The sequence below is a fragment of the Mycobacterium sp. SP-6446 genome, assembly GCF_001954045.1.
Lineage (GTDB): Bacteria > Actinomycetota > Actinomycetes > Mycobacteriales > Mycobacteriaceae > Mycobacterium.
The window spans coordinates 1-26,099 of sequence record NZ_MBEM01000240.1 but is presented as its reverse complement, the minus strand read 5'-3'; the positions used below and the strand labels follow the sequence as shown (position 1 = coordinate 26,099).

The 26,099-nt window shown below is 67.8% G+C and carries 28 protein-coding genes; 18 read left to right on the top strand and 10 right to left on the bottom strand.

Annotated elements, in window-relative coordinates:
• Nucleotides 1-74 precede the first annotated feature (74 nt).
• The 7 genes from lysS to A5736_RS21825 all read left to right on the top strand — a co-directional run bounded on the left by lysS (nt 75) and on the right by A5736_RS21825 (nt 7,000).
• Entirely contained in the window at nt 75-1,571 is a 1,497-nt protein-coding gene (gene lysS, locus A5736_RS21855; protein WP_076248520.1) for a lysine--tRNA ligase, read from the top strand.
• 118 nt (nt 1,572-1,689) lie between these two features.
• Entirely contained in the window at nt 1,690-2,028 is a 339-nt protein-coding gene (gene lsr2, locus A5736_RS21850; protein ID WP_076064105.1) for a histone-like nucleoid-structuring protein Lsr2, read from the top strand.
• A gap of 299 nt (nt 2,029-2,327) precedes the next feature.
• Entirely contained in the window at nt 2,328-4,862 is a 2,535-nt protein-coding gene (clpC1, locus tag A5736_RS21845; RefSeq protein ID WP_076128495.1) for an ATP-dependent protease ATP-binding subunit ClpC, read from the top strand.
• 69 nt (nt 4,863-4,931) lie between these two features.
• Nucleotides 4,932-5,312 carry a YbjQ family protein gene (locus A5736_RS21840; RefSeq protein WP_076064108.1) on the top strand — a complete coding sequence of 127 codons (381 nt, stop codon included), beginning with the start codon at nt 4,932-4,934 and terminating at the stop codon, nt 5,310-5,312.
• 135 nt (nt 5,313-5,447) lie between these two features.
• Complete coding sequence (locus tag A5736_RS21835; RefSeq protein WP_076128497.1) at nt 5,448-5,651, top strand: CbtB-domain containing protein; 204 nt, start codon at nt 5,448-5,450, stop codon at nt 5,649-5,651.
• A gap of 9 nt (nt 5,652-5,660) precedes the next feature.
• Nucleotides 5,661-6,452 carry a CbtA family protein gene (locus tag A5736_RS21830; protein ID WP_076248518.1) on the top strand — a complete coding sequence of 264 codons (792 nt, stop codon included), beginning with the start codon at nt 5,661-5,663 and terminating at the stop codon, nt 6,450-6,452.
• A complete protein-coding gene (locus A5736_RS21825) occupies nt 6,449-7,000 on the top strand; it encodes a histidine phosphatase family protein (protein ID WP_076128500.1) in 552 nt (183 codons plus the stop codon). Before A5736_RS21830 ends, A5736_RS21825 begins: the two co-directional genes overlap by 4 nt.
• A gap of 3 nt (nt 7,001-7,003) precedes the next feature.
• Here the strand turns inward: A5736_RS21825 and A5736_RS21820 are convergent, their stop codons facing one another.
• The gene (locus tag A5736_RS21820; RefSeq protein WP_083667636.1) at nt 7,004-8,311 is read right to left on the bottom strand and encodes a serine hydrolase; all 1,308 of its coding nucleotides are present in this window, start codon (nt 8,309-8,311) and stop codon (nt 7,004-7,006) included.
• Between the two features lie 34 nt (nt 8,312-8,345).
• Nucleotides 8,346-8,660, bottom strand: a complete 315-nt coding sequence (gene mhuD / locus A5736_RS21815; protein WP_076128504.1) for a mycobilin-forming heme oxygenase MhuD — start codon at nt 8,658-8,660, stop codon at nt 8,346-8,348.
• Between the two features lie 63 nt (nt 8,661-8,723).
• On the opposite strand from mhuD, the gene A5736_RS21810 reads away from it, so the two are divergent.
• On the top strand, nt 8,724-9,479 hold the full coding sequence (locus A5736_RS21810) for an alpha/beta fold hydrolase (RefSeq protein ID WP_076248514.1): 756 nt from the start codon (nt 8,724-8,726) through the stop codon (nt 9,477-9,479).
• On the opposite strand, the gene A5736_RS21805 is transcribed toward A5736_RS21810, so the two are convergent.
• Entirely contained in the window at nt 9,462-10,361 is a 900-nt protein-coding gene (locus A5736_RS21805) for an A/G-specific adenine glycosylase (RefSeq protein ID WP_076248513.1), read from the bottom strand. The genes A5736_RS21810 and A5736_RS21805 overlap by 18 nt on opposite strands.
• On the opposite strand from A5736_RS21805, the gene A5736_RS21800 reads away from it, so the two are divergent.
• Nucleotides 10,360-10,977, top strand: coding sequence for a carbonic anhydrase (locus tag A5736_RS21800; RefSeq protein WP_076248512.1), 618 nt, complete (start codon nt 10,360-10,362; stop codon nt 10,975-10,977). The two genes, A5736_RS21805 and A5736_RS21800, sit on opposite strands and share 2 nt — an antisense overlap.
• A gap of 90 nt (nt 10,978-11,067) precedes the next feature.
• Nucleotides 11,068-11,871, top strand: coding sequence for a hypothetical protein (locus tag A5736_RS21795; protein WP_139333493.1), 804 nt, complete (start codon nt 11,068-11,070; stop codon nt 11,869-11,871).
• A gap of 6 nt (nt 11,872-11,877) precedes the next feature.
• Here the strand turns inward: A5736_RS21795 and disA are convergent, their stop codons facing one another.
• The 3 genes from disA to A5736_RS21780 are packed head-to-tail and all read right to left on the bottom strand — an operon-like array spanning nt 11,878 to nt 14,989.
• Nucleotides 11,878-12,960: a DNA integrity scanning diadenylate cyclase DisA gene (disA, locus tag A5736_RS21790; RefSeq protein ID WP_139333492.1), complete on the bottom strand. Its 1,083-nt coding sequence runs from the start codon at nt 12,958-12,960 to the stop codon at nt 11,878-11,880.
• A 35-nt stretch (nt 12,961-12,995) separates the two neighbouring features.
• Nucleotides 12,996-14,414, bottom strand: a complete 1,419-nt coding sequence (gene radA / locus A5736_RS21785; RefSeq protein ID WP_076248511.1) for a DNA repair protein RadA — start codon at nt 14,412-14,414, stop codon at nt 12,996-12,998.
• 59 nt (nt 14,415-14,473) lie between these two features.
• Nucleotides 14,474-14,989 carry a hypothetical protein gene (locus A5736_RS21780; protein WP_076128517.1) on the bottom strand — a complete coding sequence of 172 codons (516 nt, stop codon included), beginning with the start codon at nt 14,987-14,989 and terminating at the stop codon, nt 14,474-14,476.
• A gap of 292 nt (nt 14,990-15,281) precedes the next feature.
• On the opposite strand from A5736_RS21780, the gene carD reads away from it, so the two are divergent.
• From carD to A5736_RS21745, 7 genes are all read left to right on the top strand, one after another.
• A complete protein-coding gene (carD, locus tag A5736_RS21775; protein ID WP_003419482.1) occupies nt 15,282-15,770 on the top strand; it encodes an RNA polymerase-binding transcription factor CarD in 489 nt (162 codons plus the stop codon).
• A gap of 16 nt (nt 15,771-15,786) precedes the next feature.
• Nucleotides 15,787-16,464, top strand: coding sequence for a 2-C-methyl-D-erythritol 4-phosphate cytidylyltransferase (gene ispD, locus A5736_RS21770; protein ID WP_076128518.1), 678 nt, complete (start codon nt 15,787-15,789; stop codon nt 16,462-16,464).
• A complete protein-coding gene (ispF, locus tag A5736_RS21765) occupies nt 16,461-16,949 on the top strand; it encodes a 2-C-methyl-D-erythritol 2,4-cyclodiphosphate synthase (RefSeq protein WP_076128520.1) in 489 nt (162 codons plus the stop codon). The genes ispD and ispF overlap by 4 nt, the downstream gene beginning before the upstream one ends.
• 80 nt (nt 16,950-17,029) lie before the next feature.
• The gene (locus A5736_RS21760; RefSeq protein WP_076128522.1) at nt 17,030-17,290 is read left to right on the top strand and encodes a hypothetical protein; all 261 of its coding nucleotides are present in this window, start codon (nt 17,030-17,032) and stop codon (nt 17,288-17,290) included.
• 99 nt (nt 17,291-17,389) lie between these two features.
• Nucleotides 17,390-18,799, top strand: coding sequence for a cysteine--tRNA ligase (gene cysS, locus A5736_RS21755; protein ID WP_076128524.1), 1,410 nt, complete (start codon nt 17,390-17,392; stop codon nt 18,797-18,799).
• Nucleotides 18,800-18,808: 9 nt separating this feature from the next.
• Complete coding sequence (gene rlmB, locus A5736_RS21750; protein ID WP_076248510.1) at nt 18,809-19,735, top strand: 23S rRNA (guanosine(2251)-2'-O)-methyltransferase RlmB; 927 nt, start codon at nt 18,809-18,811, stop codon at nt 19,733-19,735.
• Nucleotides 19,736-20,695 carry a glycerophosphodiester phosphodiesterase gene (locus tag A5736_RS21745; protein ID WP_076248509.1) on the top strand — a complete coding sequence of 320 codons (960 nt, stop codon included), beginning with the start codon at nt 19,736-19,738 and terminating at the stop codon, nt 20,693-20,695.
• A gap of 19 nt (nt 20,696-20,714) precedes the next feature.
• Here the strand turns inward: A5736_RS21745 and A5736_RS21740 are convergent, their stop codons facing one another.
• The gene (locus A5736_RS21740) at nt 20,715-22,112 is read right to left on the bottom strand and encodes an NAD(P)/FAD-dependent oxidoreductase (RefSeq protein ID WP_076128530.1); all 1,398 of its coding nucleotides are present in this window, start codon (nt 22,110-22,112) and stop codon (nt 20,715-20,717) included.
• Between the two features lie 236 nt (nt 22,113-22,348).
• Nucleotides 22,349-23,590 (bottom strand): SLC13 family permease, encoded by a 1,242-nt coding sequence (locus A5736_RS21735; protein WP_076128532.1) that lies wholly within the window; start codon nt 23,588-23,590, stop codon nt 22,349-22,351.
• Between the two features lie 135 nt (nt 23,591-23,725).
• Here A5736_RS21735 and A5736_RS21730 point away from each other — a divergent pair, with 135 nt between their 5' ends.
• Entirely contained in the window at nt 23,726-25,051 is a 1,326-nt protein-coding gene (locus tag A5736_RS21730; RefSeq protein WP_076248507.1) for an MFS transporter, read from the top strand.
• On the opposite strand, the gene A5736_RS21725 is transcribed toward A5736_RS21730, so the two are convergent.
• Together A5736_RS21725 and A5736_RS21720 are read right to left on the bottom strand one after the other, a co-directional pair.
• Nucleotides 24,953-25,870 carry an MBL fold metallo-hydrolase gene (locus A5736_RS21725; protein WP_076248506.1) on the bottom strand — a complete coding sequence of 306 codons (918 nt, stop codon included), beginning with the start codon at nt 25,868-25,870 and terminating at the stop codon, nt 24,953-24,955. The two genes, A5736_RS21730 and A5736_RS21725, sit on opposite strands and share 99 nt — an antisense overlap.
• A partial coding sequence (locus A5736_RS21720; RefSeq protein ID WP_175611356.1) for a LamB/YcsF family protein occupies nt 25,870-26,099 on the bottom strand: 230 nt, incomplete at its 5' end. The genes A5736_RS21725 and A5736_RS21720, both read right to left, overlap by 1 nt.

The following is a 26,099-nucleotide window of genomic DNA, read 5'->3' as shown; positions in this document are numbered from 1 at the left end:
CCTCACGGCGCCCGAGGCGCACACAAGACGCCGTCAGCGCACACTCGAAGCCCCGTCATTTAAGCTGGCACGTCGTGAACTCTGCCGACGCAGCAGACCTTCCCGAGCAGTTCCGGATCCGCCGGGACAAGCGCGCTCGCCTATTGGCGGAGGGTCGCGAGCCCTACCCGGTCGCGATCGAGCGCACCCACACCCTGGCGCAGGTGCGCGCCGATCACCCCGATCTGCCGACCGACACCGCGACCGACGACATCGTCGGCGTCGCCGGCCGGGTCATCTTCGCGCGCAACTCCGGAAAATTGTGTTTTGCGACACTCCAGGACGGCGACGGCGCCAGCCTGCAGGTGATGATCAGCCTGGACAAGGTCGGCCGCGATGCGCTGGACGCGTGGAAGGCCGATGTCGACCTCGGCGACCTCGTCTATGTGCACGGCAACGTGATCAGCTCACGGCGCGGCGAATTGTCGGTGCTGGCCGACTCCTGGCGGATGGCGGCCAAGTCGTTGCGGCCGCTGCCCGTCGCGCACAAGGAGATGAGCGAAGAGGCGCGGGTGCGGCAGCGCTACGTCGACCTGATCGTCCGCCCGCAGGCACGCTCGGTCGCCCGCCAGCGGATCGCCGTCGTCCGCGCGATACGCGGCGCATTGGAACGGCGTGGGTTTCTCGAAGTCGAAACGCCTATGTTGCAGACACTGGCGGGGGGCGCGGCGGCGCGGCCGTTCATCACACATTCCAATGCTCTTGACATCGATCTGTACCTGCGGATCGCGCCGGAACTGTTCCTCAAGCGCTGCATCGTCGGTGGATTCGACCGGGTTTTCGAGCTAAATCGCGTGTTCCGAAACGAAGGGGCCGATTCCACGCATTCTCCGGAATTCTCCATGTTGGAGACGTATCAGACCTACGGAACGTATGACGATTCGGCAGTGGTCACCCGCGAGCTTATTCAAGAGGTGGCCGACGAGGCGATCGGCACCAGACAACTACCGTTGCCGGACGGCAGCGTCTACGACATAGACGGAGAATGGGCGTCGATACAAATGTATCCGTCGCTGTCGGCGGCACTAGGTGAAGAGATCACACCCGAGACGACCGTGGATCAACTGCGCGCCATCGCCGGCCGGCTCGGCGTCGAGATTCCCGACAACCGCGGCTACGGCCACGGCAAGCTCGTCGAGGAACTATGGGAGCACACGGTGGGCAACGCACTCACCGCCCCCACCTTCGTCAAGGATTTCCCAGTCGAGACAACACCTTTGACGCGTCAGCACCGAAGTATCCCGGGCGTCACCGAGAAGTGGGACCTCTATGTGCACGGGGTCGAACTTGCCACCGGCTATTCCGAATTGACCGACCCGATCGTGCAGCGCGAGAGGTTCGCCGAGCAAGCCCGCGCCGCGGCCGCGGGCGACGACGAGGCCATGGCGCTCGACGAAGACTTTCTGGCCGCACTGGAGTACGGGATGCCGCCGTGCACCGGAACCGGAATGGGTATCGATCGGTTGTTGATGTGTTTGACCGGACTGTCAATTAGGGAGACAGTTTTGTTCCCGATTGTTCGTCCGCACTGAAGTTCAACTGTGCGTCATGCATCCAGATTGAGTATGCTGCGTTCCTATGGCAGATTGATGCGGGGAGTCTATCCAATCTGCTCAGCAACTGCTCAAGATGAAATGCGAGGGTAATCTGATGGCGAAGAAAGTGACCGTCACCTTGGTCGATGATTTCGACGGTGCGGGCGCGGCCGACGAAACAGTCGAATTCGGGCTCGATGGGGTGACGTATGAGATTGACCTTTCTTCCAAGAATGCGGCAAAACTTCGCAGTGATCTGAAGCAGTGGGTAGCGGCGGGCCGCCGCGTGGGCGGGCGCCGTCGCGGCCGTTCGGGTTCCGGCCGCGGCCGTGGCGCGATCGACCGTGAGCAGAGCGCGGCGATCCGCGAGTGGGCCCGTCGCAACGGGCACAACGTGTCCACGCGGGGGCGTATCCCCGCCGACGTCATCGATGCCTTCCACGCGGCAACCTAGAAACGCAGTCTTAACCGGCGCCCGGCCGCAACCGCCGGGCGCCGGTTCTTTCGCTGGTGGCGAAACGATCGCGCGGGGTTTGCGGAAACGATTTGGCGGTTTGCCGCGTTTCCTCAGTTACCGCTGTGTCGGCGGCGGGGAGATCGCAGGTAAAGGCCGCGCGAGCCCCGAACCGCGGGGAACCGCAAGGTTAGGAACCCTGGCAGGCCGACCATTACAGTGGATGGCAGGTACGCGAGTCCGGCTCCCACTGGCCGGAACTGAGGCTGTACCGACGTTGAGGGAGAGCAGGTAACCCGATGTTCGAAAGATTTACCGACCGTGCCCGCAGGGTCGTCGTCCTGGCGCAAGAAGAGGCCCGGATGCTCAACCACAACTACATCGGCACCGAGCACATCCTGCTGGGTTTGATTCACGAAGGCGAAGGCGTCGCAGCGAAGTCGCTGGAATCGCTGGGCATCTCGCTCGAGGGCGTCCGCAGCCAGGTCGAGGAGATCATCGGCCAGGGCCAGCAGGCGCCGTCCGGACACATCCCGTTCACCCCGCGCGCCAAGAAGGTTCTCGAGCTCAGCTTGCGCGAGGCGCTGCAGCTCGGCCACAACTACATCGGCACCGAACACATCTTGCTGGGCCTGATTCGTGAGGGCGAGGGTGTTGCCGCCCAGGTGCTGGTCAAGCTCGGCGCCGAGCTGACCCGGGTGCGCCAGCAGGTGATCCAGCTGCTCTCCGGCTACCAGGGCAAGGAGGCAGCCGAAGCCGGAACCGGTGGCCGCGGTGGCGAATCCGGCAGCCCGTCCACCTCGCTGGTCCTCGACCAGTTCGGCCGCAACCTGACGGCCGCCGCGATGGAGGGCAAGCTCGACCCCGTCATCGGCCGCGAGAAGGAAATCGAGCGGGTGATGCAGGTGCTATCCCGGCGCACCAAGAACAACCCGGTGCTGATCGGCGAGCCCGGAGTCGGCAAGACCGCCGTCGTCGAGGGCCTGGCGCAGGCCATCGTGCACGGCGAGGTTCCCGAGACGCTGAAGGACAAGCAGCTCTACACATTGGACCTGGGATCGCTGGTCGCCGGCTCGCGCTACCGCGGTGACTTCGAGGAACGCCTGAAGAAGGTCCTCAAGGAGATCAATACCCGCGGCGACATCATCCTGTTCATCGACGAGCTGCACACCCTGGTGGGCGCCGGTGCCGCCGAGGGCGCGATCGACGCGGCGTCGATCCTCAAGCCCAAGCTGGCCCGCGGCGAGCTGCAGACGATCGGCGCAACCACGCTCGACGAGTACCGCAAGTACATCGAGAAGGACGCAGCGCTGGAGCGCCGCTTCCAGCCGGTGCAGGTGGGCGAGCCGACGGTGGAGCACACCATCGAGATCCTCAAGGGTCTGCGCGACCGCTACGAGGCACACCACCGGGTGTCGATCACCGATTCGGCGATGGTGGCCGCGGCCACCCTGGCCGACCGTTACATCAACGACCGGTTCCTGCCGGACAAGGCGATCGACCTGATCGACGAGGCGGGTGCGCGGATGCGGATCCGCCGGATGACCGCGCCGCCGGACCTGCGCGAGTTCGACGAGAAGATCGCCGAGGCCCGCCGCGAGAAGGAATCGGCGATCGACGCCCAGGACTTCGAGAAGGCGGCCAGCCTGCGCGACCGCGAGAAGACGTTGGTGGCCCAGCGTGCCGAACGCGAAAAGCAATGGCGCTCAGGCGATCTCGACGTGGTTGCCGAGGTCGACGACGAGCAGATCGCCGAGGTGCTGGGCAACTGGACCGGCATCCCGGTGTTCAAACTCACCGAGGCCGAGACCACTCGTCTGCTGCGCATGGAGGACGAGATCCACAAGCGGATCATCGGCCAGGAGGACGCCGTCAAGGCGGTGTCGAAGGCCATCCGCCGCACTCGCGCCGGGCTGAAAGACCCCAAGCGCCCGTCGGGTTCGTTCATCTTCGCCGGCCCGTCCGGTGTCGGTAAGACCGAGCTGTCCAAGGCGCTGGCCAACTTCCTGTTCGGCGACGACGACGCGCTCATCCAGATCGACATGGGCGAGTTCCACGACCGCTTCACCGCGTCGCGGCTCTTCGGCGCGCCGCCGGGGTACGTCGGCTACGAAGAGGGCGGCCAGCTCACCGAGAAGGTGCGGCGCAAGCCGTTCTCCGTGGTGCTGTTCGACGAGATCGAGAAGGCGCACCAGGAGATCTACAACAGCCTGCTGCAGGTCCTCGAGGACGGCCGGCTCACCGACGGCCAGGGCCGCACGGTGGACTTCAAGAACACCGTTCTGATCTTCACGTCCAACCTCGGCACCTCCGACATCTCCAAGCCGGTCGGCCTGGGCTTCACCCAGGGCGGTGGCGAGAACGACTACGAGCGGATGAAGCAGAAGGTCAACGACGAGCTGAAGAAGCACTTCCGGCCGGAGTTCCTCAACCGCATCGACGACATCATCGTCTTCCACCAGCTGACCCGCGAGGAGATCATCCGGATGGTCGACTTGATGATCGGCCGGGTCGCCGCGCAGCTCAAGAGCAAGGACATGGCGATGGAGCTGACCGACAAGGCCAAGGCGTTGCTGGCCAAGCGCGGCTTCGACCCGGTGCTGGGTGCTCGCCCGCTGCGGCGCACCATCCAGCGCGAGATCGAGGACCAGCTGTCCGAGAAGATCCTCTTCGAGGAGGTCGGGCCCGGACAGATTGTCACCATCGACGTGGACAACTGGGACGGCGAAAGCGCGGGCGAGGACGCGAAGTTCACCTTCACCGGAACCCGCAAGCCGCCGCCCGAGCCGGAGCTGCAGAAAGCCGGAGCGCACGCCGCGCCCGACACGCCGTAGCCACAGCGCAAACGGGTGGTTAGTCTCTGACGGGACTAGCCACCCGTTTCGCATGTAAGGGGCCCGCCCGTGCTGATCGTGACCACCAACGACCTCCCGGGCTGGGAAATCCAACGCGTATGCGGCGAAGTCTTCGGCCTGACCGTTCGCTCCCGAAACGCGTTCTCCCAAATGGGCGCCGGCTTCAAGGCCATGTTCGGGGGCGAGCTGGCCGGAATGACCAAGAACCTCGCCGAGAGCCGCAACGAGGCGATGGGCCGGCTGATCGCCGAGGCGCGCAACCGCGGCGGCAACGCGATCGTCGCGATGCGCTTCGACACCACCGAGATCGGCGATGTTTGGACCGAGATCTGCGCCTACGGCACCGCGGTCCAGGCGGTGCCGATCACCGACGCGGCGAAGTACACGGCGAATCAGCTCGGCTACGGGGCCGCGCCCCCGCAGCAGTGACGGCGGTTTACACTGTCGCTTGCCAAACGAGTGACGGAATCCGGTGAAAGTCCGAAGCGGTCGCGCCACTGTCAAAGTCAGACCCGAAGCTCGTCGGACCTAAGCGGGACGCGATATCCCCAGAAGGAGTCAACTGTGTCCGATTCCACCGACACCCGGTCGATCGATTTATCGGCGGCAAGCGCCGCGCTGTGGCTGGCGGCGACCGTCTTCCTGGCGCTCTTGGCGCTTTACTTCGTCGGCATCGATCAGGGCGCGGTGTCGCTGTTCGGCAGCGACTCCCACGTGCACGAGTTCGTGCACGACGCGCGGCATCTGCTCGGCTTCCCCTGCCACTGACGGCTCCTGGTGGAGAAGCGTCTGATCGCGCGCGGCCTCTTGGCCGGCGCGCTTGCCGCGGTGCTCGCATTCCTCTTCGGCCGCCTGTGCGCCGAGCCCGTCATCGGTCGTGCGATCGCCTTTGAAGACGGCCGAACCGACGCCGAGCACGCGCACGGCGTGCACGAGCACGGCGCCGAGTTGTTCACCCGCGCGGTGCAGGCAAACGCCGGATTGGGTTTCGGCGTCCTGATTTTCGGCGTTGCGATGGGCGCATTGTTCGCCGCGCTGTTCTGCGTTGTCGCCGCGCGCGCCAGAGGTCTTGGGCCACAGTCGCTTTCGTTGCTGCTGGCGGCGGCCGCCTTCGGCGCGGTCTACCTGGTGCCGTTCCTGAAGTACCCGCCGAATCCGCCCTCCGTCGGGCAGGCGGACACGATCGGGGCGCGCACCGGCTGGTATCTGGTGGCGGTGCTGGTGTCGGTGGTGCTGGCGATCGCGGGGGTGTGGTTGGCCCGCCGGCTCGCCGCCCGGCTGGGCACGCCGAACGGTTGGCTGCTCGCCGCCGGCGCCTATCTGGTGACGATCACGGCGGTGCTGGCGTTGTTGCCCGCCGTGGACGAGACGCCCGAGCCGTTGCGCGACGCCTCGGGTGCGATCATCTATCCCGGCTTTCCCGCCGATGATCTCTACGAGTTCCGGTTGGTTTCGCTGGCCACGCAGGCGGTGCTGTGGGCGACCATCGGCGTGGCGTTTGCGACGCTGGCGGGGCGGCTGCTGGGGGAGCGATCCCGGAGCGGACGCGCGTCAAGCACCGCCGCGTGACCGAGGTCGTCCGGCTGACCCTGGTCTCGCACGCGATGACCGACGCGATGGCGGCCGGGCGGTTTCCCGCCGACGAGCCGCTCAACGACACCGGCCGGCGCCTTCTCGAAAGCGTTGCTGCACTTGCGATCTCCGGCGATACACGTCAGCTCACCGCGCCCGAGCGGCGGGCCCGCCAAACCGCGCAGTTGCTGGGCTTGCAAGCCACGACGGAGCCGCGGTTGGGCGATCTCGACTGCGGGCGGTGGCGCGGCGAGGCGCTGGCGAATATCGGGCCCGCGGACGTCGAGGCGTGGCTGGCCGACCCGGCCCATGCCCCGCACGGCGGGGAGTCGATAGCCGACCTGGTCGCGCGTGTGAGGGGCTGGCTGGGCGCCCTGACGGGCGACATGTCGCGCGCCGTCGCCGTGACGCATCCCGCGGTGATCCGGGCGGCGATCCTGCTGGCCCTCGATGCGCCGCCGAAATCGTTCTGGCGCATCGACATTGCCCCACTCAGCCAAACCGTCCTGCACTTCCGGGACGGCCGCTGGACGCTGCGGTTGTGAGGGTTACCGCGGCGCGATCAGCGCGAACACCTGCTTGGCGACCTGCAAGAACCAGCCGGTCGCGGTCGGGCCATGATCGCGGGGCCAGTTCAACTGGAAGCTGACCACCCACGGCTGCCCGGTCTTGTCGACGGCGTACCAGCTGAACGTCAGGTCACCGGGTAGCCCGCCGGCCTTCGCACCGATGTATGGCCAGACGTTGCGGTCGAGCTGGATTCCCGATACGGCGGACAGGATCTGTCTTACCGGCGCGGCCGCGCCCACCGCGTCGGCCTGCAGCGCCGCGTGGACTCGGCAGATGTCATCCGCGTTGCCGTACCACTCAGCGCCGTAGCTCGAGGCCGGGGTGTGGGCTCGGGTCGGATCGGGTTGATAGGGAGCGGAATTCGCCTGCGCCAGCAGCCGAGCCCGGTCGTCCGGCGAACCCTGTTTCCACTGGTTGCGCAGATCAGGTTGGCCCCAGCCGACGGAGAACAGCTCGTACATCGTGGGGAAGGGCGTCATGCTGGCCGGATCGTGGTGGCCGGCCGTCGCGAGCGCTTCCTCGATCGCATGCGTGCCCATCCGCCCGATCAGCAAGTCAGTCGCCATGTTGTCGCTGGTGGCGATCATCTTCTCAGCGGCCGTGCGAACCGAAACATGAGCTCCCGGAGGCAATTCCAGGCCCGAGGAACCGACGGCCCTACTCTTCTCCGTGACCGTCAGCTGGTCATCCCAGGACACCGTGCCGTTTTGCACCGCACCCGCCAGCGCGTGCAGCACGTACAGCTTGAAAATCGATGCCAGCGGCAGGGATTCGCGGGCGTTGGTGCCCTGCACCGGGTCGCAGCGACCGTTGTCGACCTTGGAAACCTGGTAGGAGTAGCGGGCACCGGTCTTGCTCAACACCGCATCGACGTCGTGCCATGACGCGACCGTCGGGGGTTGCGTCTCGAGATCGAATCGATCGACACGCCCGTCGTCGTCGGTGTGGATCCGGATGTCTTGTCGCGCACCGTAAGAGGAGATGAGATGCAGCGTGGCAACGCTTGCGCCGATGTCGACGCCCCCAAGGGTGAAGGGGCGATCCCACCACAGCCCCTCCATGGTGGTTTGCACCGATTCGACCTTGTCGGACGCGGCCAGCGTGCGCACACCGACCGGGCCGATGGGCCAGTCGGAGTTCAGCATGTCCAACGTCTGCTGCGCACGGATACCGGGCGGAGTCCGGGTGTCGATCTGCCGTCCCGGGTTCGCCGCGTTCGCCTGCGGCGAGGGTGAGGGCGCGCAACCGGGCGCCAGGGTGACCACGAGTGCTGCGGCGGCGCTCATCGCCGCCGCCCGGCGTCGCGCGGATGGCCGCTTGCTAGCCGGTCTTGTTGGCGGCAACGTCCAGCACAACCTCGAATTCCAGCAGCGTCGCGCCTGTCGCCACGGGGTTGGCCCGGTGGCCGGCATGGGCTTCGATGGCAGGCCCTTTCGCCCACGCCTGGAATGCTTCATCGGACTCCCAGTGTGTCACCACGAAGTAGCGGTCCTCACCCTTGACCGGACGCAGCAGCTGAAAGCCGAGGAAACCGGGTTGGTTCTCCACCGCGTGCGCGCGATGGGCGAACCGCTTCTCCAGCTCGGGGCCAGCGTCGGCGGGTACTTCGATTGCATTGATCTTCACCACTGGCATTCCGCTAGGCTACCGCGGCCCCTCGCCCGTCGAACTCGAGGGCGCTACACGCAAGATGGTCATATGCCCGGCGATCTGCTGACCTGCCACGGCGGCCAAGGCCCGCCGTTGGTACTGGTGCACGGCCTGATGGGCCGAGGCACCACCTGGTCGCGGCAGCTGCCGTGGCTGACCCGTTTGGGCACCGTGTACACCTACGACGCACCGTGGCACCGCGGCCGCGATGTCGACGATCCGTTTCCGATCAGCACCGAGCGGTTCGTGGCCGATCTCGGCGATGCGGTGAGCGGGTTGGGGGCACCGGCCAGGATGGTCGGGCACTCGATGGGTGCCCTGCACTCGTGGTGTCTGGCCGCGCAGCGTCCCGATCTGGTGTCGGCGCTGGTGGTCGAGGACATGGCCCCGGACTTCCGTGGCCGCACCACCGGCCCATGGGAGCCCTGGCTGCACGCCCTCCCGGTCGAATTCGATTCCGCGCAACAAGTATTCGATGAATTCGGCCCGATCGCGGGGCAGTATTTCCTGGATGCCTTCGATCGCACCCCAACGGGTTGGCGGTTGCACGGCCACACGTCGCGATGGATAGAGATCGCCGCCGAGTGGGGCACCCGTGACTACTGGTCGCAGTGGCGGGCCGTGCGGGCGCCGGCGCTGCTCATCGAGGCCGGCAACTCGGTCACGCCGCACGGCCAGATGCGTGCGATGACCCAAACCGATTCCCCGACAACATATTTGGCGGTCAAACAGGCGGGTCACCTGATCCACGACGAAGCGCCGCGGGTGTACCGCGAGGCGGTCGAGTCATTCCTCGCCGGCTAACCCGAAGCGGCCGTCTGGAGTCTGGGTCACCAACCCGTCGGCGAGTAGCGAATCCAGCGCCCGGTCGCGCTGAGCGCAATTGGTTAGCCACGCCACGTCCAGCTGGGCGCGCGTCACCGGTGAATCGTTGGTCCGCAACACATCCAGCAATCGCCCGCGGACCTGACGGTCCGTTCCGGCGTAGGTCTGGACGCGTCGCGCCGGACCCTGCGCTGGCGGGTATCCGGCATGCCGCCACGCGCACCGGTCCAGGGGACATATCCCGCATCGCGGGCTGCGCGCGGTGCACACCGTCGCGCCCAGTTCCATCAGTGCCACCGAAAACTTCGGCGCCGTGTCGTCGCGCGGCAGCAGGGCCGCGACGTCGGCGTGATCGCGCGCCGCGGCGGGCGCGGCGGCGTCGGCCAGGCCGTGTACGGCGCGGGCCACCACCCGTCGCACATTGGTGTCCACCACAGGTACAGCGTGGCCATAGGCGAAGCAGGCCACGGCGCGCGCGGTATAACTGCCGATACCGGGCAGCGTCAGCAGGGTTTCGACGTCGTCGGGAACCACGTCGCCGTGGTCGCGGGCGATGACCGTGGCGCATTCGTGCAGCCGCTTGGCCCGCCTCGGATAGCCCAGCTTTCCCCAGGCGCGCAGGACGTCGGCCGCGCTGGCGGCGGCCGTGGCCGACGGGGTGGGCCAGCGTTGTACCCAATCCGGCCAGATCGCCAGCACCCGGGCCACCGGCGTCTGCTGCAACATGAACTCACTGACCAGGATCTGCCACGCGCTGATTCCGGGTTCGCGCCACGGCAGGTCGCGGCGCGATCGGTCATACCAGTCGATGAGCTCGTTCGGAGGGACGTTCATTTGCCCATGCGGCATGATGTGTGCCATGCCCAACACCAGCCCGGTAACCGCGTGGAAAGCACTCAAAGAGGGTAACGAGCGATTCGTGGCCGGCAAGCCGCAGCATCCCAGCCAGAGCGTCGATCACCGGGCCAGCCTGGCCGCGGGTCAGAAGCCCACCGCGGTGATATTCGGCTGCGCGGACAGCCGGGTGGCCGCCGAGTTGCTCTTCGATCAGGGCCTGGGCGACGTGTTCGTGGTGCGCACCGCCGGTCAGGCGATCGATTCGGCGGTCCTGGGCTCCATCGAGTACGCGGTGACGGCCCTCGACGTGCCGCTCATCGTCATCCTCGGCCACACCAGTTGCGGTGCCGTCAAGGCGGCGATACAGGCGATCGATGACGGCGCGATACCGGCCGGTTTCGTCCGGGACGTGGTGGAGCGGGTCGCGCCGTCGATCCTGATGGGCCGCCGCGACGGGTTGAGCCGGGTCGACGAGCTCGAGGAACGCCACGTGCGCGAGACGCTGGCGCAGCTGGTGGCGCGTTCGACGGCGATCTCGGAGCGGGTCGCGGCCGGCACGCTGGCGGTAGCGGGCGTCACGTATCAACTCGCCGAAGGGCACGTGGTGCTGGTCGACCACGTGGGCGATATCGGCGAATAACGGCCTCTTACACGCGTGCTGGCCAGCTAACATCGCGACACGCCGAGGCGGGTCGGGCAAAACCACGTGACCTGGCCCTACGGTGTGAATGTGCTGGATCTGGAACCGCGTGGCCCGCTACCGACCGAGATCTATTGGCGGCGCCGGGGCCTGGCCCTGGGCATCGCGGTAGTAGTGATCGGGATCGTCGTCGCCACCGTCATCGCCTTCATGAGCAACAACGCGGGCGCAAAACCCGCCAACGCCGACAAACCCAACTCCGCGCAAAGCAAGCCGGGATCGCCCGCACCCCAGGCGCCCCCGCCGGTGGCGCCCGAAGGGCCCGCACCGGTGCCGGCGCCGCAGGGCCAAAACCCGGAGTCGCCGACACCCACCGCCGCCGTGCAGCCGCCGCCGGTGCTGAAGGAGGGCGATGACTGCCCCGATTCGACGCTGGCCGTCAAGGGACTGACCAACGCTCCCCAATATTTCATCGGTGACCAGCCGAAATTCACCATGGTCGTCACCAACATCGGGCTGGTGTCCTGCAAGCGTGACGTCGGGGCCGCGGTGCTGGCGGCATACGTGTACTCGCTGGACAACAAGCGGCTGTGGTCCAACCTGGACTGCGCGCCGTCCAACGAGACGCTGGTCAAGACCTTCACCCCGGGTGAACAGGTGACGACCGCGGTCACCTGGACCGGGATGGGGTCCGCGCCGCATTGCCCGCTGCCGCGGCCGGGAATCGGGCCGGGCACCTACAACCTCGTAGTGCAGCTGGGCAACCTGCGCTCACTGCCGGTCCCGTTCATCCTCAACCAGCCGCCGGCGCCGCCGGGTCCGGTGCCGGGTCAGCCGGCGGTGCCGCAGCCCGAAGCGCCGCCCGGGGTTCCCCCGGGTCCCCCTACGGGGTAACCGAGCTCAGCTCAGCGGGTCGGCGATCGTCGACTCCGCCAAATGCGACAACCCCTCCCGCACGTGGCGGGCCCACATCGTGCCGATGCCGTCCACCGATTGCAGGTCGTTGGCGCTGGCCGCCAGCAGGCCCTGCAGCGTCCCGAACGCCCTGACCAACAAATCCACGTGGGCGAACTGCAGCCGCGGGATACCGGCCATCGCGCGATAGCCACGGGGGCTCAGCGCCGAGTCCTGCGCCTCGGCGGTCGTCGGATACCCGAAAACCTTTGCCAGCGAAGTGAAGTCGAGCAGCTCAGTGTCCGACAGGGCGTCCAGTTCGCCAAGGGTGGCAGTGATTTGCGCTTCGGACAGCGGTTCGGGGCTGGCGTGATAGTCGCGCACGATCAGCGCGCGGGCGGTGTCGTTGCCGCCCAGCAGCTCCTCGAGCTGCAGCCGCAGCTGACGCCCGTCGGTGCCGAGCTCGACGCAGTCGTAATCGATCGCCAGCCCGATCCGCCGGACCAGCTCCAGCCGCTGCACCACCGTCATCGCGTCGCGCAGCGTGACGAAGTCCTCGATCTCGGCCCGCGACAGCTGCCTGCTGACCTCGTCGAGCCGGGCCTTGTAGCGTTCCAGGGTCGCGATGGCCTGATTGGCCCGCGACAGGATGGTCGCGGAGTCCGCCACGACGTGCCGTTCCCCGGCGACGTAGACGGTGACGATGTTCATCGAGTGGCTGACCGAGATCACCGGGTGGCCGGTCTGGATGGCGGCCCGTTCGGCCGAGCGGTGCCGCGTTCCCGATTCGTCGGTGGGAATGGACGGATCCGGAACGAGCTGCACGTTGGCCCGCACGATGCGGCTGCCGTCGGTGGACAGCACGACGGCGCCGTCCATCTTCGCCAGCTCGCGCAGCCTGGTCGGCGCGTAACGGACGTCGAGGGCGAAGCCGCCGTCGCAGATGGCCTCGACGTTCTCGTCGTTGCCGAGCACGATCAGCGCACCGGTGCGGCCGCGCAGGATGCGCTCGAGGCCGTCGCGGAGCCCGGTGCCGGGCGCCAGCCGGGCGATGGTCTCACGCAGGGTCGGACGGGTCACAGCGTGCATTCTGCGGCCCGATTGGGCACTGCGTCTAGCCACGTCTAGCCACTGAGGCCCGGAATCGCGTTGCCGCGGTGGTCGCCGATGTCGACCATGTGCTCCAGTGCGGCGCCGATGGTGGGTGCGCGCAGCGCCCGCATACCCGGTGGCACGATCTCGCGTCGCGGGTCGTCGCCGTCGGGGATCAGCGCGATGTTGAAGCCCTGCCGCGCGGCTTCGCTCAGCCGCCGTTCCATGCCGCTGACGCGGCGCAGGTCGCCCGCCAGGCCCACCTCGCCGATCATCACCGCCGTCGTGGGCAGCGGCAGCTTCGCATACGCCGACGCCAGCGCCACGGCGACCGCCAGGTCGGACGACGGATCGGTCAACCGCATGCCGCCCACGGTGGACAGGTAGATGTCGTTGACGGCGATCGCCAGCCTGGCGTGCTTTTCCAGCACGGCCGCGATCATCGCCGCCCGCGAGTGGTCGATTCCGCTGACGGCGCGGCGCGGCGAACCGCCGGACGGCGTCGCCAGCAGCGCCTGGACTTCGCCGATGAGCGGTCGCTTGCCGTCCAGCGTGACCGTGATCGCCGTGCCGGCGACCGGCGCGGGCCGCTGATCCAAGAACAGGTTCGACGGATCGGCCACGCCTTCAATGCCGTTGTCGTGCAACATGAAACAGCCGACCTCGTCGGCAGCACCGAACCGGTTCTTGATCCCGCGGACCATCCGCAGCGTGCCGTTGCGGTCGCCCTCGAAATGCAGCACCACGTCGACGAGGTGCTCGAGTGACCGCGGCCCGGCAATGGCCCCGTCCTTGGTGACGTGCCCGACGAGGATCAGCGCGACGTCGCCGGCCTTCGCGGCGGCGGTCAGCCTGGCCGTGACCGCGCGTACTTGCGTAACGCCCCCCGCGACACCATCGGCCTCGGTGGTGGACATCGTTTGCACCGAGTCGACGATGACCAGCGCGGGCTGCACCGTCGCGATGTGGTCGAGCACGGTGTGCAGATCGGATTCGGTGGCCAGATAGAGCTCGTCGCCGCCGCAGCCAATCCGGTCGGCGCGCAACCGGATCTGGCCGGCGGACTCCTCACCGGAGATGTACAGCGCGCGCCTACCGGACTGCGCCCAGCGATGGGCGACCTTGAGCAACAGCGTCGACTTGCCCACGCCCGGATCGCCCGCCAGCAACGTCACCGACCCCGGCACCACACCGCCGCCCAGAACGCGGTCGAGTTCATCCACGCCCGTCGACCGGTGCCGGCTGACGTTGGGCGCAATGGAATTGATCGGGACGGCTTGCGAGCTCGATCGCGAAGCCAGGCCCACCCGGCGACCGTTACCGCCGACCGCGCTGAGCACCGCTACCTCGTCGACCGTGCCCCACGTGCCGCACTCCAGGCAGCGACCCACCCACTTGGCGGTGACATGCCGGCATTCCGAACAGCGGTATTGCGAGCGCACGTTTGCCACGCCATGACGGTATCGGGCTGGACCGACAAGCCCGGCCGCACAGAACGGCGAGTCGTGCCTCAGGCGGGCTGTGGCCCCAGCCCGGCCGAGATCGGCACCAGCACGCTGGCCTGCCCGGCCTTCTCGAAGTTGAAGGTGAAGTTGTAGGTAAGGCCGTTGGTGATGGGCTTGGCGAGGGCGACGGTCGCCTTGGCGGCATTGCTCGAACCGAGGGGTCCCGGCGCCACCTTCGCGCCTTCGGGCGTACCGACGAAAAGCATCCCGCCGGCGGGCAGTCGCGCGTCGCCAGTGACGGTCACCGTTCCGATGTCGCTTGTCACGCCCAGCAGCCGGTCGGCGACGTCCGGCGACTGATTGACGGCGACCAGCACCAGGTCCACTGTTCGGCCCGGCTGAATGTAGTCGCCGGTCTGCACGGCCTGCATCCGGATGTCGCGCAGCGCCACGTTGTTGATCGTGACCTTGTTGCCGTTGACGGCGGGCTCCTGGGTGGCCATCTGCGAGATCTGCCCGGCGCCGCACCCCGTGAGCGCGACGGCGATCAAGGCGACCAGGCCGATCTTGAAGCGGTTCACTCATTGCCTCCTGCTGGGCCTCGCGCCGTCGTACGGCCGTTCCATCGTGCAACTATGCACAGTAGTAGGAAGGCCATCGGAGCGGTAGCGCAGGGCACCAGACCAGGGCCGCAGGGGTCCGGACGGGGTACCCGGACAGGTCAGCTGAGGACGTTGGTACTGTGTTCCAGTGCACGTTCTTCTCCGCCTGTCAACCCCTAATTCGCACGTGTTGTGCCCCTGACCTGCACCGTTGTTCCGCATGAGTCGGCCCGCCGTGCTAGCATGAAGTAACGAAAGGGGCTCCAATCAGATGATCTTCAAGGTCGGCGACACCGTTGTCTATCCACACCACGGTGCTGCGTTAGTCGAGGCGATCGAAACCCGAACCATCAAAGGGGAACAAAAAGAGTATCTCGTCTTGAAAGTGGCGCAGGGGGACCTGACCGTTCGAGTACCCGCAGAAAACGCTGAGTACGTCGGTGTCCGCGACGTCGTCGGCCAAGAAGGCCTCGACAAGGTTTTCCAGGTGCTGCGCGCTCCCCACACCGAAGAGCCCACCAACTGGTCGCGCCGCTACAAGGCGAACCTGGAAAAGCTCGCCTCCGGTGACGTCAACAAGGTGGCCGAGGTAGTGCGCGACCTGTGGCGTCGCGACCAGGAGCGCGGCCTGTCCGCCGGCGAGAAGCGCATGCTGGCCAAGGCGCGCCAGATTTTGGTTGGCGAGTTGGCGCTGGCCGAGAGCACCGACGACGCCAAAGCGGAGACCATCCTCGACGAGGTTTTGGCCGCCGCTTCCTGAAAGCCCAGAGGCTCTGGTGGTCGGGGCAGCGGGCGGCATAGTCGCAATCGTCCCGGCCGCGGGCTCGGGTGAGCGACTGGCGGCCGGGATTCCGAAAGCATTCTGCGAGCTCGGTGGCCGCACCTTGCTCGAATGGGCCGTCTCGGGGCTGTTGAAGTCGGGGGTCGTTAACCATGTTGTGGCGGCGGTGCCTTCCGATCGCATCGACCAGGCCAAGCAAGTTCTGGGTGCCCAAGCCGTCGTCGTGGCCGGCGGCGCCGGTCGCACCGATTCGGTCAACCTGGCTTTGTCCGCCCTGCCCGGCCAACCGGAATTCGTGCTCGTTCACGACGCCGCCCGGGCGCTGACGCCGCCGGATTTGATCGTGCGGGTGGCCGAGGCGTTGCGGTCGGGCCACGCGGCCGTCGTGCCCGCGCTGCCGCTGTCCGACACCATCAAGGCCGTGGACGCCAACGGGGTGGTCCTGGGCACGCCGGAGCGGGCCGGCCTGCGCGCCGTGCAGACCCCGCAGGGCTTCGCCACCGACCTGCTGCTGCGCGCCTACGGGCGCGCGGGTACCGCCGAATTCACCGATGACGCGTCGCTCGTCGAGCAACTCGGTGGCCAGGTACACGTGGTCGACGGCGACCCGCTGGCATTCAAGATCACCACCCAGCTGGATCTGTTGCTGGCCGAAGCGATCGTGCACCGGTGAGCGAACTGCCGAGGGTCGGGCTGGGTACCGACGTGCACCCGATCGAACCGGGCCGGCCCTGTTGGCTGGTCGGTCTGCTGTTTCCCGGCGCCGACGGTTGCGCCGGCCATTCCGACGGCGACGTCGGAGCTCACGCGCTGTGCGACGCCGTGTTGTCGGCCGCGGGGCTGGGCGATATCGGCGGCGTCTTCGGCATCGACGATCCGCGCTGGAAAGGCGTCAGCGGCGCCGACATGTTGCGCCACGTCGTCGATTTGATCGCGCAACACGGCTACCGGGTGGGAAACGCCGCGGTGCAGGTGATCGGCAACCGGCCCAAGATCGGCCCGCGCCGCGCCGAGGCGCAGGAGGTGCTGTCGGGTCTGCTGCGGGCGCCGGTATCCGTGTCGGCCACGACCACCGACGGCCTGGGCCTGACCGGGCGGGGCGAGGGCCTGGCTGCCATCGCGACGGCGCTGTTGGTCCCGATCGGGGATGCCCGCTAGCCCATCGACCCGAGATCGGTGACGAAACGCGTGGTCCGGGGCAATAATCAACGTGGGCGGGGCTCGATATAGGAGTGCAAATGAAGAAGCCGACAGCCGCGCTATTGACAGCCATGGCGCTGGGGGCAGCGCCGTTGGCCCTAGCTCCGGTGGCGCACGCCGATGTGTGCGCCGGCGCCGACGGACGCCACGTCGCCGTGGGTGGATGCAGCCACGTCGCCGGTGATGTCGCGGCCGGCGCGGCCATAGCGGCGGCCACCGAGCCGTACTGGCCGGGCGAGGTGCCGTGTTACTCGGTGGAGGGCGTGCCGTATTACACGCCCGATGGCGACCCCTGCTAGCGACAAGCAGTCCGCCGCTCGATCTCGAACGGTCGGGCGTCGCCGCGGCCCAGCCCTGAGGGCCGGGGAAATCGGAACCAGCAGGTAAGCTGGCACGTCGTGACCGATCGCGCCCGCATGCGGCTACACGACACCGCGGCCGGTGCCGTGCGTGATTTCATTCCGCTGCGCGAGGGCCACGTCTCCATATACCTGTGTGGCGCCACGGTGCAGGGCCTGCCGCATATCGGCCACGTCCGCAGCGGGGTGGCCTTCGACATCTTGCGCCGCTGGCTGATCGCCCGCGGCTACGACGTCGCATTCATCCGCAACGTGACCGATATCGACGACAAGATCCTTAACAAGGCGGCCGCGGCATGCCGGCCCTGGTGGGAGTGGGCGGCCACGTACGAGCGCGCTTTCAGCGCGGCCTACGACGCCCTGGATGTCTTGCCGCCGTCCGCGGAGCCGCGGGCGACCGGGCACATCACGCAGATGGTCGAGTTAATCCAGCGGCTGATCGAAAAGGGCCACGCGTACACCGGCGACGGCGACGTCTATTTCGACGTGCTCAGCTATCCGGAGTACGGCCAGCTGTCCGGGCACAAGATCGACGACGTCCACCAGGGCGAGGGCGTGGCCAGCGGCAAGCGAGACCAGCGTGACTTCACGCTGTGGAAGGGCGCCAAGCCCGGCGAGCCGTCATGGCCCACCCCGTGGGGGCGCGGACGGCCCGGCTGGCACACCGAATGCGTGGCGATGGCGCGCGAGTACCTGGGCCCGGAATTCGACATCCATTGCGGCGGAATGGATTTAGTGTTTCCCCACCATGAGAACGAAATCGCGCAGAGCCGCGCCGCCGGTGATGGGTTCGCCCGCTACTGGCTGCACAACGGCTGGGTGACGATGGGCGGGGAAAAGATGAGCAAGTCGCTGGGCAATGTGCTGGCCATCCCGGCGATGTTGCAGCGGGTGCGGCCCGCCGAACTGCGCTACTACCTGGGCAGCGCGCATTACCGGTCGATGCTGGAATTCTCCGAGACCGCCCTGCAGGACGCCGTGAAAGCCTATGTCGGCGTTGAGGATTTCCTGCACCGGGTGCGCAGCCGGGCCGGCGCGGTCGTGCCCGGCGAGTGGACACCGCGCTTCGCCGAAGCGCTCGACGACGATCTCGCCGTCCCGGTCGCGCTGGCCGAGGTGCATCATGCCCGCGCGGAGGGCAACCGGGCCCTCGACGCCGGCGATCACGAAGGCGCGTTGAAGTACGCCGGGTCTATCCGCGCCATGATGGGCATCCTGGGCTGCGACCCGCTCGACGAACGCTGGGAATCTCGCGACGAAACGTCCGCCGCACTCGCCGCCGTCGGCGTGCTGGTGGAGGCCGAGCTGGAGAGCCGGCAGAAGGCCCGCGAAGAGCGCAACTGGGCTCTCGCCGACCAGATTCGGGATCGACTCAAGCAGGCCGGCATCGAGGTCACCGATACCGCCGACGGGCCGCAGTGGGAGCTGCTGGCCGGTCAAGACAAGTAGGCCGCCTAGATGGCCGGTAACTCGCGGCGCCGCGGAGCGATACGCAAACCCGGCACCAAGAAGGGCCCCACCGTGGGCTCGGGCGGACAGCGCCGCCGTGGGCTGGAGGGGCGCGGTCCCACCCCGCCCGCGCATCTGCGTCCCAACCATCCCGCCGCCAAACGCGCCCAGCAGCCGCGGCGGGGGCCCAAACGCACCGACGAAACCGAAACCGTGTTGGGCCGCAACCCAGTGCTGGAATGCCTGCGTGCCGGCGTGCCGGCGACCGCTCTCTTTGTAGCGCTCGGCACCGAAGCCGACGAGCGTCTAACCGAATCCGTCTCTCGTGCGGCCGATTTAGGGATCGCGATCCTCGAGGTACCGCGCACCGACCTGGACCGGATGACCAGCAACCACCTGCACCAGGGCATCGCGTTGCAAGTGCCGCCGTACAACTACGCCCACCCCGACGACCTGCTCGCGGCCGCCGCCAAATCGCCGCCGGCGCTGCTGGTCGCGCTGGACAACATCTCCGATCCCCGCAATCTCGGTGCGATCGTCCGTTCGGTCGCCGCGTTCGGTGGTCACGGCGTGCTGATCCCGCAGCGACGTTCGGCCTCGGTGACGGCGGTGGCGTGGCGCACCAGCGCAGGGGCGGCGGCGCGCGTTCCGGTGGCGCGGGCCACCAATCTCACCCGGGCGCTTCAGAATTGGGCCGATGCCGGCCTGCGGGTGATCGGATTGGACGCCGACGGTGACACCGCGCTCGACGACCTGGACGGCACCGACCCGACGGTTGTGGTCGTCGGCTCCGAGGGCAAGGGGCTCTCGCGGCTGGTTCGGCAGAACTGCGACGAGGTGGTGTCCATCCCGATGGCCGGTCAGACAGAATCGCTGAACGCGTCGGTGGCCGCCGGTGTGGTACTCGCCGAAATCGCCCGTCAGCGAAGGCGTTAGTTGACCGGCCGTCTTGTCGCCGCCCTGCTGGCGCTGGCGGTGCTGCTTGCGTCGCCGGCGTCTGCGCAATCGCCCGGCTTTGATCTGCAGGCCCATCGCGGCGGGCGCGGCGAGACTACCGAGGAATCGCTGCGCGCATTCGCCAAATCGCTCGGATTGGGGGTCAGCACACTCGAACTCGACGTCGGCATCACCAGGGACGGGCAGCCCCTGGTATGGCACGACCCGACGATTCAGCCCGAGAAGTGCTCCGACACCGCGCCCGTCGTCGCCGGCGACCCGCAGTACCCCTACGTCGGCAAGCTCGTGCACGAGCTGACCCTGGCGCAGATTCGCACCCTGGACTGCGGCCGCCGGCTCGAGGAGTTCCCGCGGGCGGAAGTGGTGCGGGGCAACAAGGTCGCGACCCTGCCGGAAGTGTTTGCGCTCGCCGATTCGTATCGCGCCGACGTCCGCTACGACATCGAAACCAAGGTGGAAGCCGATGACCCGAGCAGATCGGCCGGCCCGCAGGAGTTCGTCGACCTGATCCTGGCCGCGGTGAGAGCGGCGGGCAAGGTCGACCGTGTGGAGATCGAGAGCTTCGACTGGCGCACGCTGCCCATGGTGCACCGGGCCGAGCCGTCGATTCCCTTGGTGGCCTTGTACAACGAGGAAACCTGGGCGCCCGGCTCTCCGTGGGTCGCGGGCGAAAATGTGGCCACGATCGGGGACCCGATGATCGGGGCGTTACTGATTGGCGCCAACATCCTCTCGCCGGACTACCAACAGGTCACCGGCAAACCCTACGTCGATCGCGCGCACGCGCTGGGGCTCAAGGTGATTCCCTGGACCGTCAACGACGCCGACACTATGCGTGCGGAGATCGCTGACGGCGTCGACGGCATCATCACCGACTACCCAGCGCTGTTGCGAGGTGTGCTGGCCGAGCTCGGAATGCCGCTGCCGCCAAAGGTCTAGGCCTCGGCCTCGACCGCGACTAGCCAGCCACGCTGTCGGCCAGAACACCGATGTCGTCGAGATCCTGTCGGCGGCTGCGCTGGTTGGCGCGGGCTGCGCGCCAGATCATGCCCGGACGCAGCAGCCGGGTCGCGGGATCGACGAGTGCTGTCACCCTGAAGAACTGATTGAATGCGGTGGTGTCGTATTCGGCCGCGGCGAGCACGCGATCGACGTATACGTTGAGCAGCCGGGTGACCAGCGGGGGTGTGCCGTCGATTTCGGGCAGGGACAGGTCGGGATTGGCCGAGAGCTCCCACGCTTGGCGGATCGGCACCTTCGCGGCTCGGAAAAACCTCCGCGCCAAATCCCTTGTGCCGCTGGACAAGCATTCGCGCAGCGCCAGCGCCTCCAATGCGGCCACCGTCATGCCCTGGCCGTAGATCGGGTTGAAGCTGCAGATCGCATCGCCGATAACCAGCAAGCCCTCGGGAAATCGCCGCATCTTGTCGTAGCGGCGCCACTGACTGGATGGCTGACGGTGCCGCGTGGGCTCTCCCACAGGTTCGGCGGCTCGCACTGCGGCGAGCATGTGGGCCGGTGCGTAGTCCTCGACGAACTCGCACATCGCCGCGATGTCGGCGGGTGGCTCGTGTCCTGCCATTCCGAACACGGTGAACATCCAGGTGTCGTTCTCGCAGTGCAGAATTCCCAGCCCGTGCGGGCGACCCGGCACGACACCGACGAGGAAACCGCGTTCGTGCAGCGCGTCCGGCGCCATGCGCAGCAGCTGGCTCACATAGGTCAGCTGCACCGAGACATGATCCTCGCGCGGGCGGTCGTAGCCCATCCGGTTCAGCCACAGCGGGGTGCGGGCTGCGCGCCCGGTGGCATCGACCACCAGATCGGCCCTCAGCGGGGCGACTTCGCGGGTGCGACGATTGACCATCTGCGCTCCCGTGACGCGGTGGTGGTCGGGAGTTGATGTCAACTGCACGATGTCGTGCTCGTCGAGCAGGGTGACGTTGGGGACGCTGCGTAGCCGTGCGCGGACGTGTTCCTCGATGAACGGGCGGGTCGCGAGATAAGCGGTAACCGAGGTGGCGCTGCCGGTGCGCGCCATCAGGTGCCCGCCCAATTCGTAGTGCAGCCGCGACAGGTCCCGGCCGTCGATGTAGTGCGCACCGTCGAGGACCAGCTGATCGAGGATGCCGGGGAACAGTTCCTCGAGCACCTGGGCGCCGCGGGGCAGCAGGCCATGGAGGTGCCGGCCCTGCGGCACGCCTCGACGAGCCTCCGGGTTGGCGGGAAGGGCGCCGGGCAGCGGGTCGCGCTCGACCACCGTGACTGCTTCGTAGAACTCGCTCAGCGACCGCGCGGCCAGCAGTCCGGCCATGCTCGCTCCCAACACCACCGCTTTGTTGCCGATCTTGGCCATGGTCTCTGCCTTTGCTCAGCGCTTATCTGACGAAAGCCATGCTCACGGCCCGCGGGTCGGGGCCGATAGCGTAGTCGACTACTCCACTAATGCGTGTCACGCGAAACGCGGGAAAATCGCCGTGCGTGGGAATCACTGCGGGAACTCGTGCCTACCGGCAATCGTCTGCCCGCGCTGCGGCGTGCTCGCAGACGAGATTGGCGCCTGAAGCTTTTGGCCAGGACCTACCGCCGACCCTAGATGCCCAGCAGCCGCGCCGATCCCCACAGCGCCACCACCGCCACCGCCAGCGCCGGGGGCACCGTGCACAACCCGAGGCGGGTGTATTCACCGACGCCGGCGTCGACGTCGTGCTGGCGTAAAACCCTCCGCCACAGCAGGTTCGACAGTGAGCCGACATAGGTCAGGTTGGGTCCGATGTTGACTCCGATCAGCACCGCCAGGATGACAACCGGGCCGCTGTGCGCGACCAGTGGCAGCAGCACCAGCGTCGCCGGCAGATTGTTGACGACGTTGGCGAGCACGGCGGCCACGGCGGCGATCGCGAGCAACGCGGACAGTCCCGAACCCGACGGCAGCACCGCGGACATCGCCCGGCCCATCCCGTTACGCATCACCGCCTGCACGACGACGCCCAGCGCCAACACGAACACCAGGAACGACGGCTGCGCTGAGCGCGCGATCTCCACGACCGAGGTGTGCCCACGGCTCAGGCTGCGCACCGCCAGCACCGAGGCGCCGACCAGCGCGACCCACGCCGGCGCCACCCCCACGGATTGGCCGACGGCGAACCCGGCGAGCGTCAGCCCGACGACCACCAGCACGAACACCGGCGGCCGCGGCGCCGGCCCGGTGTGCTCCGGGTCGGGCTGGACGCGCAGGTCCCCGGCGAAGAACAAGCGGAACACCCCGTAGAGGACGGCCACGGCGCCCACCCACGGCAACGCCATCGCCAGGGTGAACTTGGTGAACGAGAGGTTGGCGGTGTGAAAGGCCAGCAAGTTGGTCAGGTTCGACACCGGCAGCAGCAGCGAGGCGCCGTTGGCCAGGTGGGCGGTCGCATACGCGTAGGGCCGCACCGGCGTCCGCAGCCGCCGGACGGCGGCCAGCACCACCGGGGTCAGCAACACCACCGCGGCGTCCAGGCTCAGCACCGCGGTGATCAGGGACGCAATGCCGAACACCCGCAGTAGCAGGCCGGCCGACCCGACGCGCCCCTGGGCGATCGCCGCGCCCGCGGCCTCGAACAGGCCCTCGTCGTCGCACAGCTTGGCCAGCACCAGCACCGCACCCAAAAACGCGACCACTCCGGACAGCCCGGCGACCTCGTCGGCCGCCTGACGAACCGAGATCGCACCGAGCGCGATCAGGATCGCGGCGGCCGGAACCGCCGCCACCGCCTCGGGCCAGCCCCGGGGCCGGGCAACCGCAAACCCGAGAACGACGGCGAGGAGCAGCAGGCCGAGGGTCAAGGCCATGCGGCACGGCTCCTAACGCTGAATGCGGTGACGCCGCATGGTACCTGCCAGCGGCCGAATCTCGCGCGCGCTGAACGGCGGCGGGATCGGTTACTCTACGTCGATCCTTTTGACTGCCCGGGGAGATCGGAATCGATGTCGGAGCCAGATGCCGTTGCGGCGCTTCCGCGCCGGACGATGCACGCGCTGGACCTACTCTCCTTCTCGCTGGCCGACGTTCGTGATGGTTTGGGCCCGTATCTGTCGGTATATCTCCTGCTGACCCATCATTGGGATCAGGCTTCCATCGGATTCGTCATGGCGGTCGGCGGTATCGCCGGCGTGGTGGCGCAGACACCGGTCGGCGCGTTGGTCGACAAGACGACCGCGAAGCGAGCCCTCGTCATCGGCGGCGCCGTGGGGGTCGCCGCCGCCGCACTGGCGATGCCGCTGCTGCCCGGCTTCTATACGATCTCGTTCCTGCAAGCCGTCACCGGGATCGCCGGCTCCATCTTCAATCCGGCGTTGGCCGCGATCACGCTGGGCATCGTCGGCCCGAAATTGTTCTCCAGGCGGGTCGGACGCAACGAATCGTTCCGGCATGCCGGCACCGCGTCGGCCGCTGCGGCCGCGGGCGGGCTCGCGTACTTCTTCGGCCCCGTGGTGGTGTTTTGGCTGTTGGCGGCGATGGCGGTGATCAGTATCGTCGCGACGCTGCGTGTCCCGCGTGACGCCATCGACAACGACGTCGCGCGCGGCATGGACAAGGTAACCGGAAAGCGGCACCGGCAGCCGTCGGGATTCGCTGTGCTGCTGCGCAATCGCCGATTGATGATCTTCGCCGCGGTGGTCTTCGCCTTCCACTTCGCTAATGCGGCGATGCTGCCGCTGGTCGGGCAAGAGCTCGCACTGCACAACAAAGAGCTCGGGACGGCGCTGATGTCGGCATGCATCGTCGCCGCGCAGGTGGTCATGGTGCCGGTGGCATACCTCGTCGGCACCAAAGCCGATGTCTGGGGCCGAAAGCCGATCTTCTTGGTCGGTTTCGCCGTGTTGACCGTGCGTGCTTTCCTGTACCCGCTGTCGGACAACTCCTACTGGCTTGTCGGCGTGCAGTTGCTCGATGGTGTCGGCGCCGGCATATTCGGGGCGTTGTTTCCGATCGTCGTCCAGGATGTCACGCATGGTACGGGCCGGTTCAACGTCAGCCTCGGGGCGATAACAACCGCGTGGGGGGTGGGTGCCGCGCTGTCGAATTTCGTTGCCGGCGGGATAGTGGTAGCCGCCGGGTACGGCACCGCGTTCATGTCACTCGGCGCGGTCGCCGCGGCGGGCTTTGCCCTCTATCTGATTGCGATGCCGGAAACGCTGGCCGGATCCGCTTCACGCCCAGGGGTTTTCGCGCCGCCACACCGTGGGCATGTGCAGCGCGACGCCGTCGCGTCCGGCCAGCTCGTCGAGGACGGCGATGGACGCGTCTAGGTCGTCGCCCGCATAGGGCAAGGCCCGCAGCGGTTTCGACAACGGCTGGAAGAAATCGTCCCAGTGGATCAGGATCGCCCTGCGCGCACCGACCGCGCGCACGGTCTCATTCCAGTAGGCATCCAGGTACGAGCGCGGCTGTACGCCCAGCTGACCGACGCTGAGGTAGACCGCGTCGGCGCGGTGCCCCGCCAGCGCGCCCTCGACGTAACCGGCACTGCCCTGGATCAGCAGGCGCTGCCCCGACGGCAGGTGGTGCACCAGCGTCGACCATGCCTCACCGCAGCGGTAGGCCGATACCTTCACCGGCGGCGTCAGTGGCGCGTCGATCACGCCGGGAAACCGGTCGGGTGGACAGTGGTGCGACTCCACCAGCGTTACCTCGTAGGCGCCCAACCGAATTGGCTCGCCGGAGGCCGCGACGACGAGGCGGTCTTCGGGCAGCCCGTATCCGCGCCCGACGTTGGCCGCCGACTCGCCCCCGACCAGCTGCGCGCCGGTGCGGTCGGCGACCAGCGCGGAATCCATCACGTGGTCGATGTGCGTATGCACCGGGATGACGGCCACCAGCCGCGACACCTTGGCCCGGGCCAGGCAGCCGTCCACCCGCGCCGGTGACGGCGAGAGCTTGCCGGCCGCGACCCGCGCCAGGCCGGGGCGGGAGAAATAGCCGTCGGTCATCAGCGCGCACGATCCGTCGTCGAGCAGCAGCGTCGCCACACCCATCCAGGTCACCGAAAGCGAACCGGCCTCGGCCGCGGGCACGTCGAACCGATCCGAATAACGCGCGATGTCGGGGCGACCGAGCCGCAGGCGCATCAGAGGAAAGACCTGACGTCGACGCCGGCAGCGGTGAGCCGCTCGCGCACCGCGGCCGCGATGGCCACCGCGCCCGGCGAATCACCATGCACGCAAACGGATTCCACGCTGACCGGAATCTGGGCGCCGTCGATCGCGGTGACCTGGCCCGCGGTCACCATTGTCAGCACGCGCTCGGCGATTGCCGCCGGGTCGTGTAGCACCGCACCCGGTTCGCGACGGGAAACCA

Coding starts and splice junctions, on each gene's coding strand:
- A5736_RS21730 (WP_076248507.1), top strand. CDS start 23,726: ATGTCGGAGCCAGATGCCGTTGCGGCGCTTCCGCGCCGGACGATGCAC.
- A5736_RS21725 (WP_076248506.1), bottom strand. CDS start 25,870: ATGCGCCTGCGGCTCGGTCGCCCCGACATCGCGCGTTATTCGGATCGG.
- A5736_RS21735 (WP_076128532.1), bottom strand. CDS start 23,590: ATGGCCTTGACCCTCGGCCTGCTGCTCCTCGCCGTCGTTCTCGGGTTT.
- A5736_RS21800 (WP_076248512.1), top strand. CDS start 10,360: ATGCCCAACACCAGCCCGGTAACCGCGTGGAAAGCACTCAAAGAGGGT.
- mhuD (WP_076128504.1), bottom strand. CDS start 8,660: ATGCCAGTGGTGAAGATCAATGCAATCGAAGTACCCGCCGACGCTGGC.
- carD (WP_003419482.1), top strand. CDS start 15,282: ATGATCTTCAAGGTCGGCGACACCGTTGTCTATCCACACCACGGTGCT.
- A5736_RS21820 (WP_083667636.1), bottom strand. CDS start 8,311: ATGAGCGCCGCCGCAGCACTCGTGGTCACCCTGGCGCCCGGTTGCGCG.
- A5736_RS21760 (WP_076128522.1), top strand. CDS start 17,030: ATGAAGAAGCCGACAGCCGCGCTATTGACAGCCATGGCGCTGGGGGCA.
- rlmB (WP_076248510.1), top strand. CDS start 18,809: ATGGCCGGTAACTCGCGGCGCCGCGGAGCGATACGCAAACCCGGCACC.
- disA (WP_139333492.1), bottom strand. CDS start 12,960: ATGCACGCTGTGACCCGTCCGACCCTGCGTGAGACCATCGCCCGGCTG.
- A5736_RS21810 (WP_076248514.1), top strand. CDS start 8,724: ATGCCCGGCGATCTGCTGACCTGCCACGGCGGCCAAGGCCCGCCGTTG.
- A5736_RS21740 (WP_076128530.1), bottom strand. CDS start 22,112: ATGGCCAAGATCGGCAACAAAGCGGTGGTGTTGGGAGCGAGCATGGCC.
- A5736_RS21805 (WP_076248513.1), bottom strand. CDS start 10,361: ATGGCACACATCATGCCGCATGGGCAAATGAACGTCCCTCCGAACGAG.
- clpC1 (WP_076128495.1), top strand. CDS start 2,328: ATGTTCGAAAGATTTACCGACCGTGCCCGCAGGGTCGTCGTCCTGGCG.
- lsr2 (WP_076064105.1), top strand. CDS start 1,690: ATGGCGAAGAAAGTGACCGTCACCTTGGTCGATGATTTCGACGGTGCG.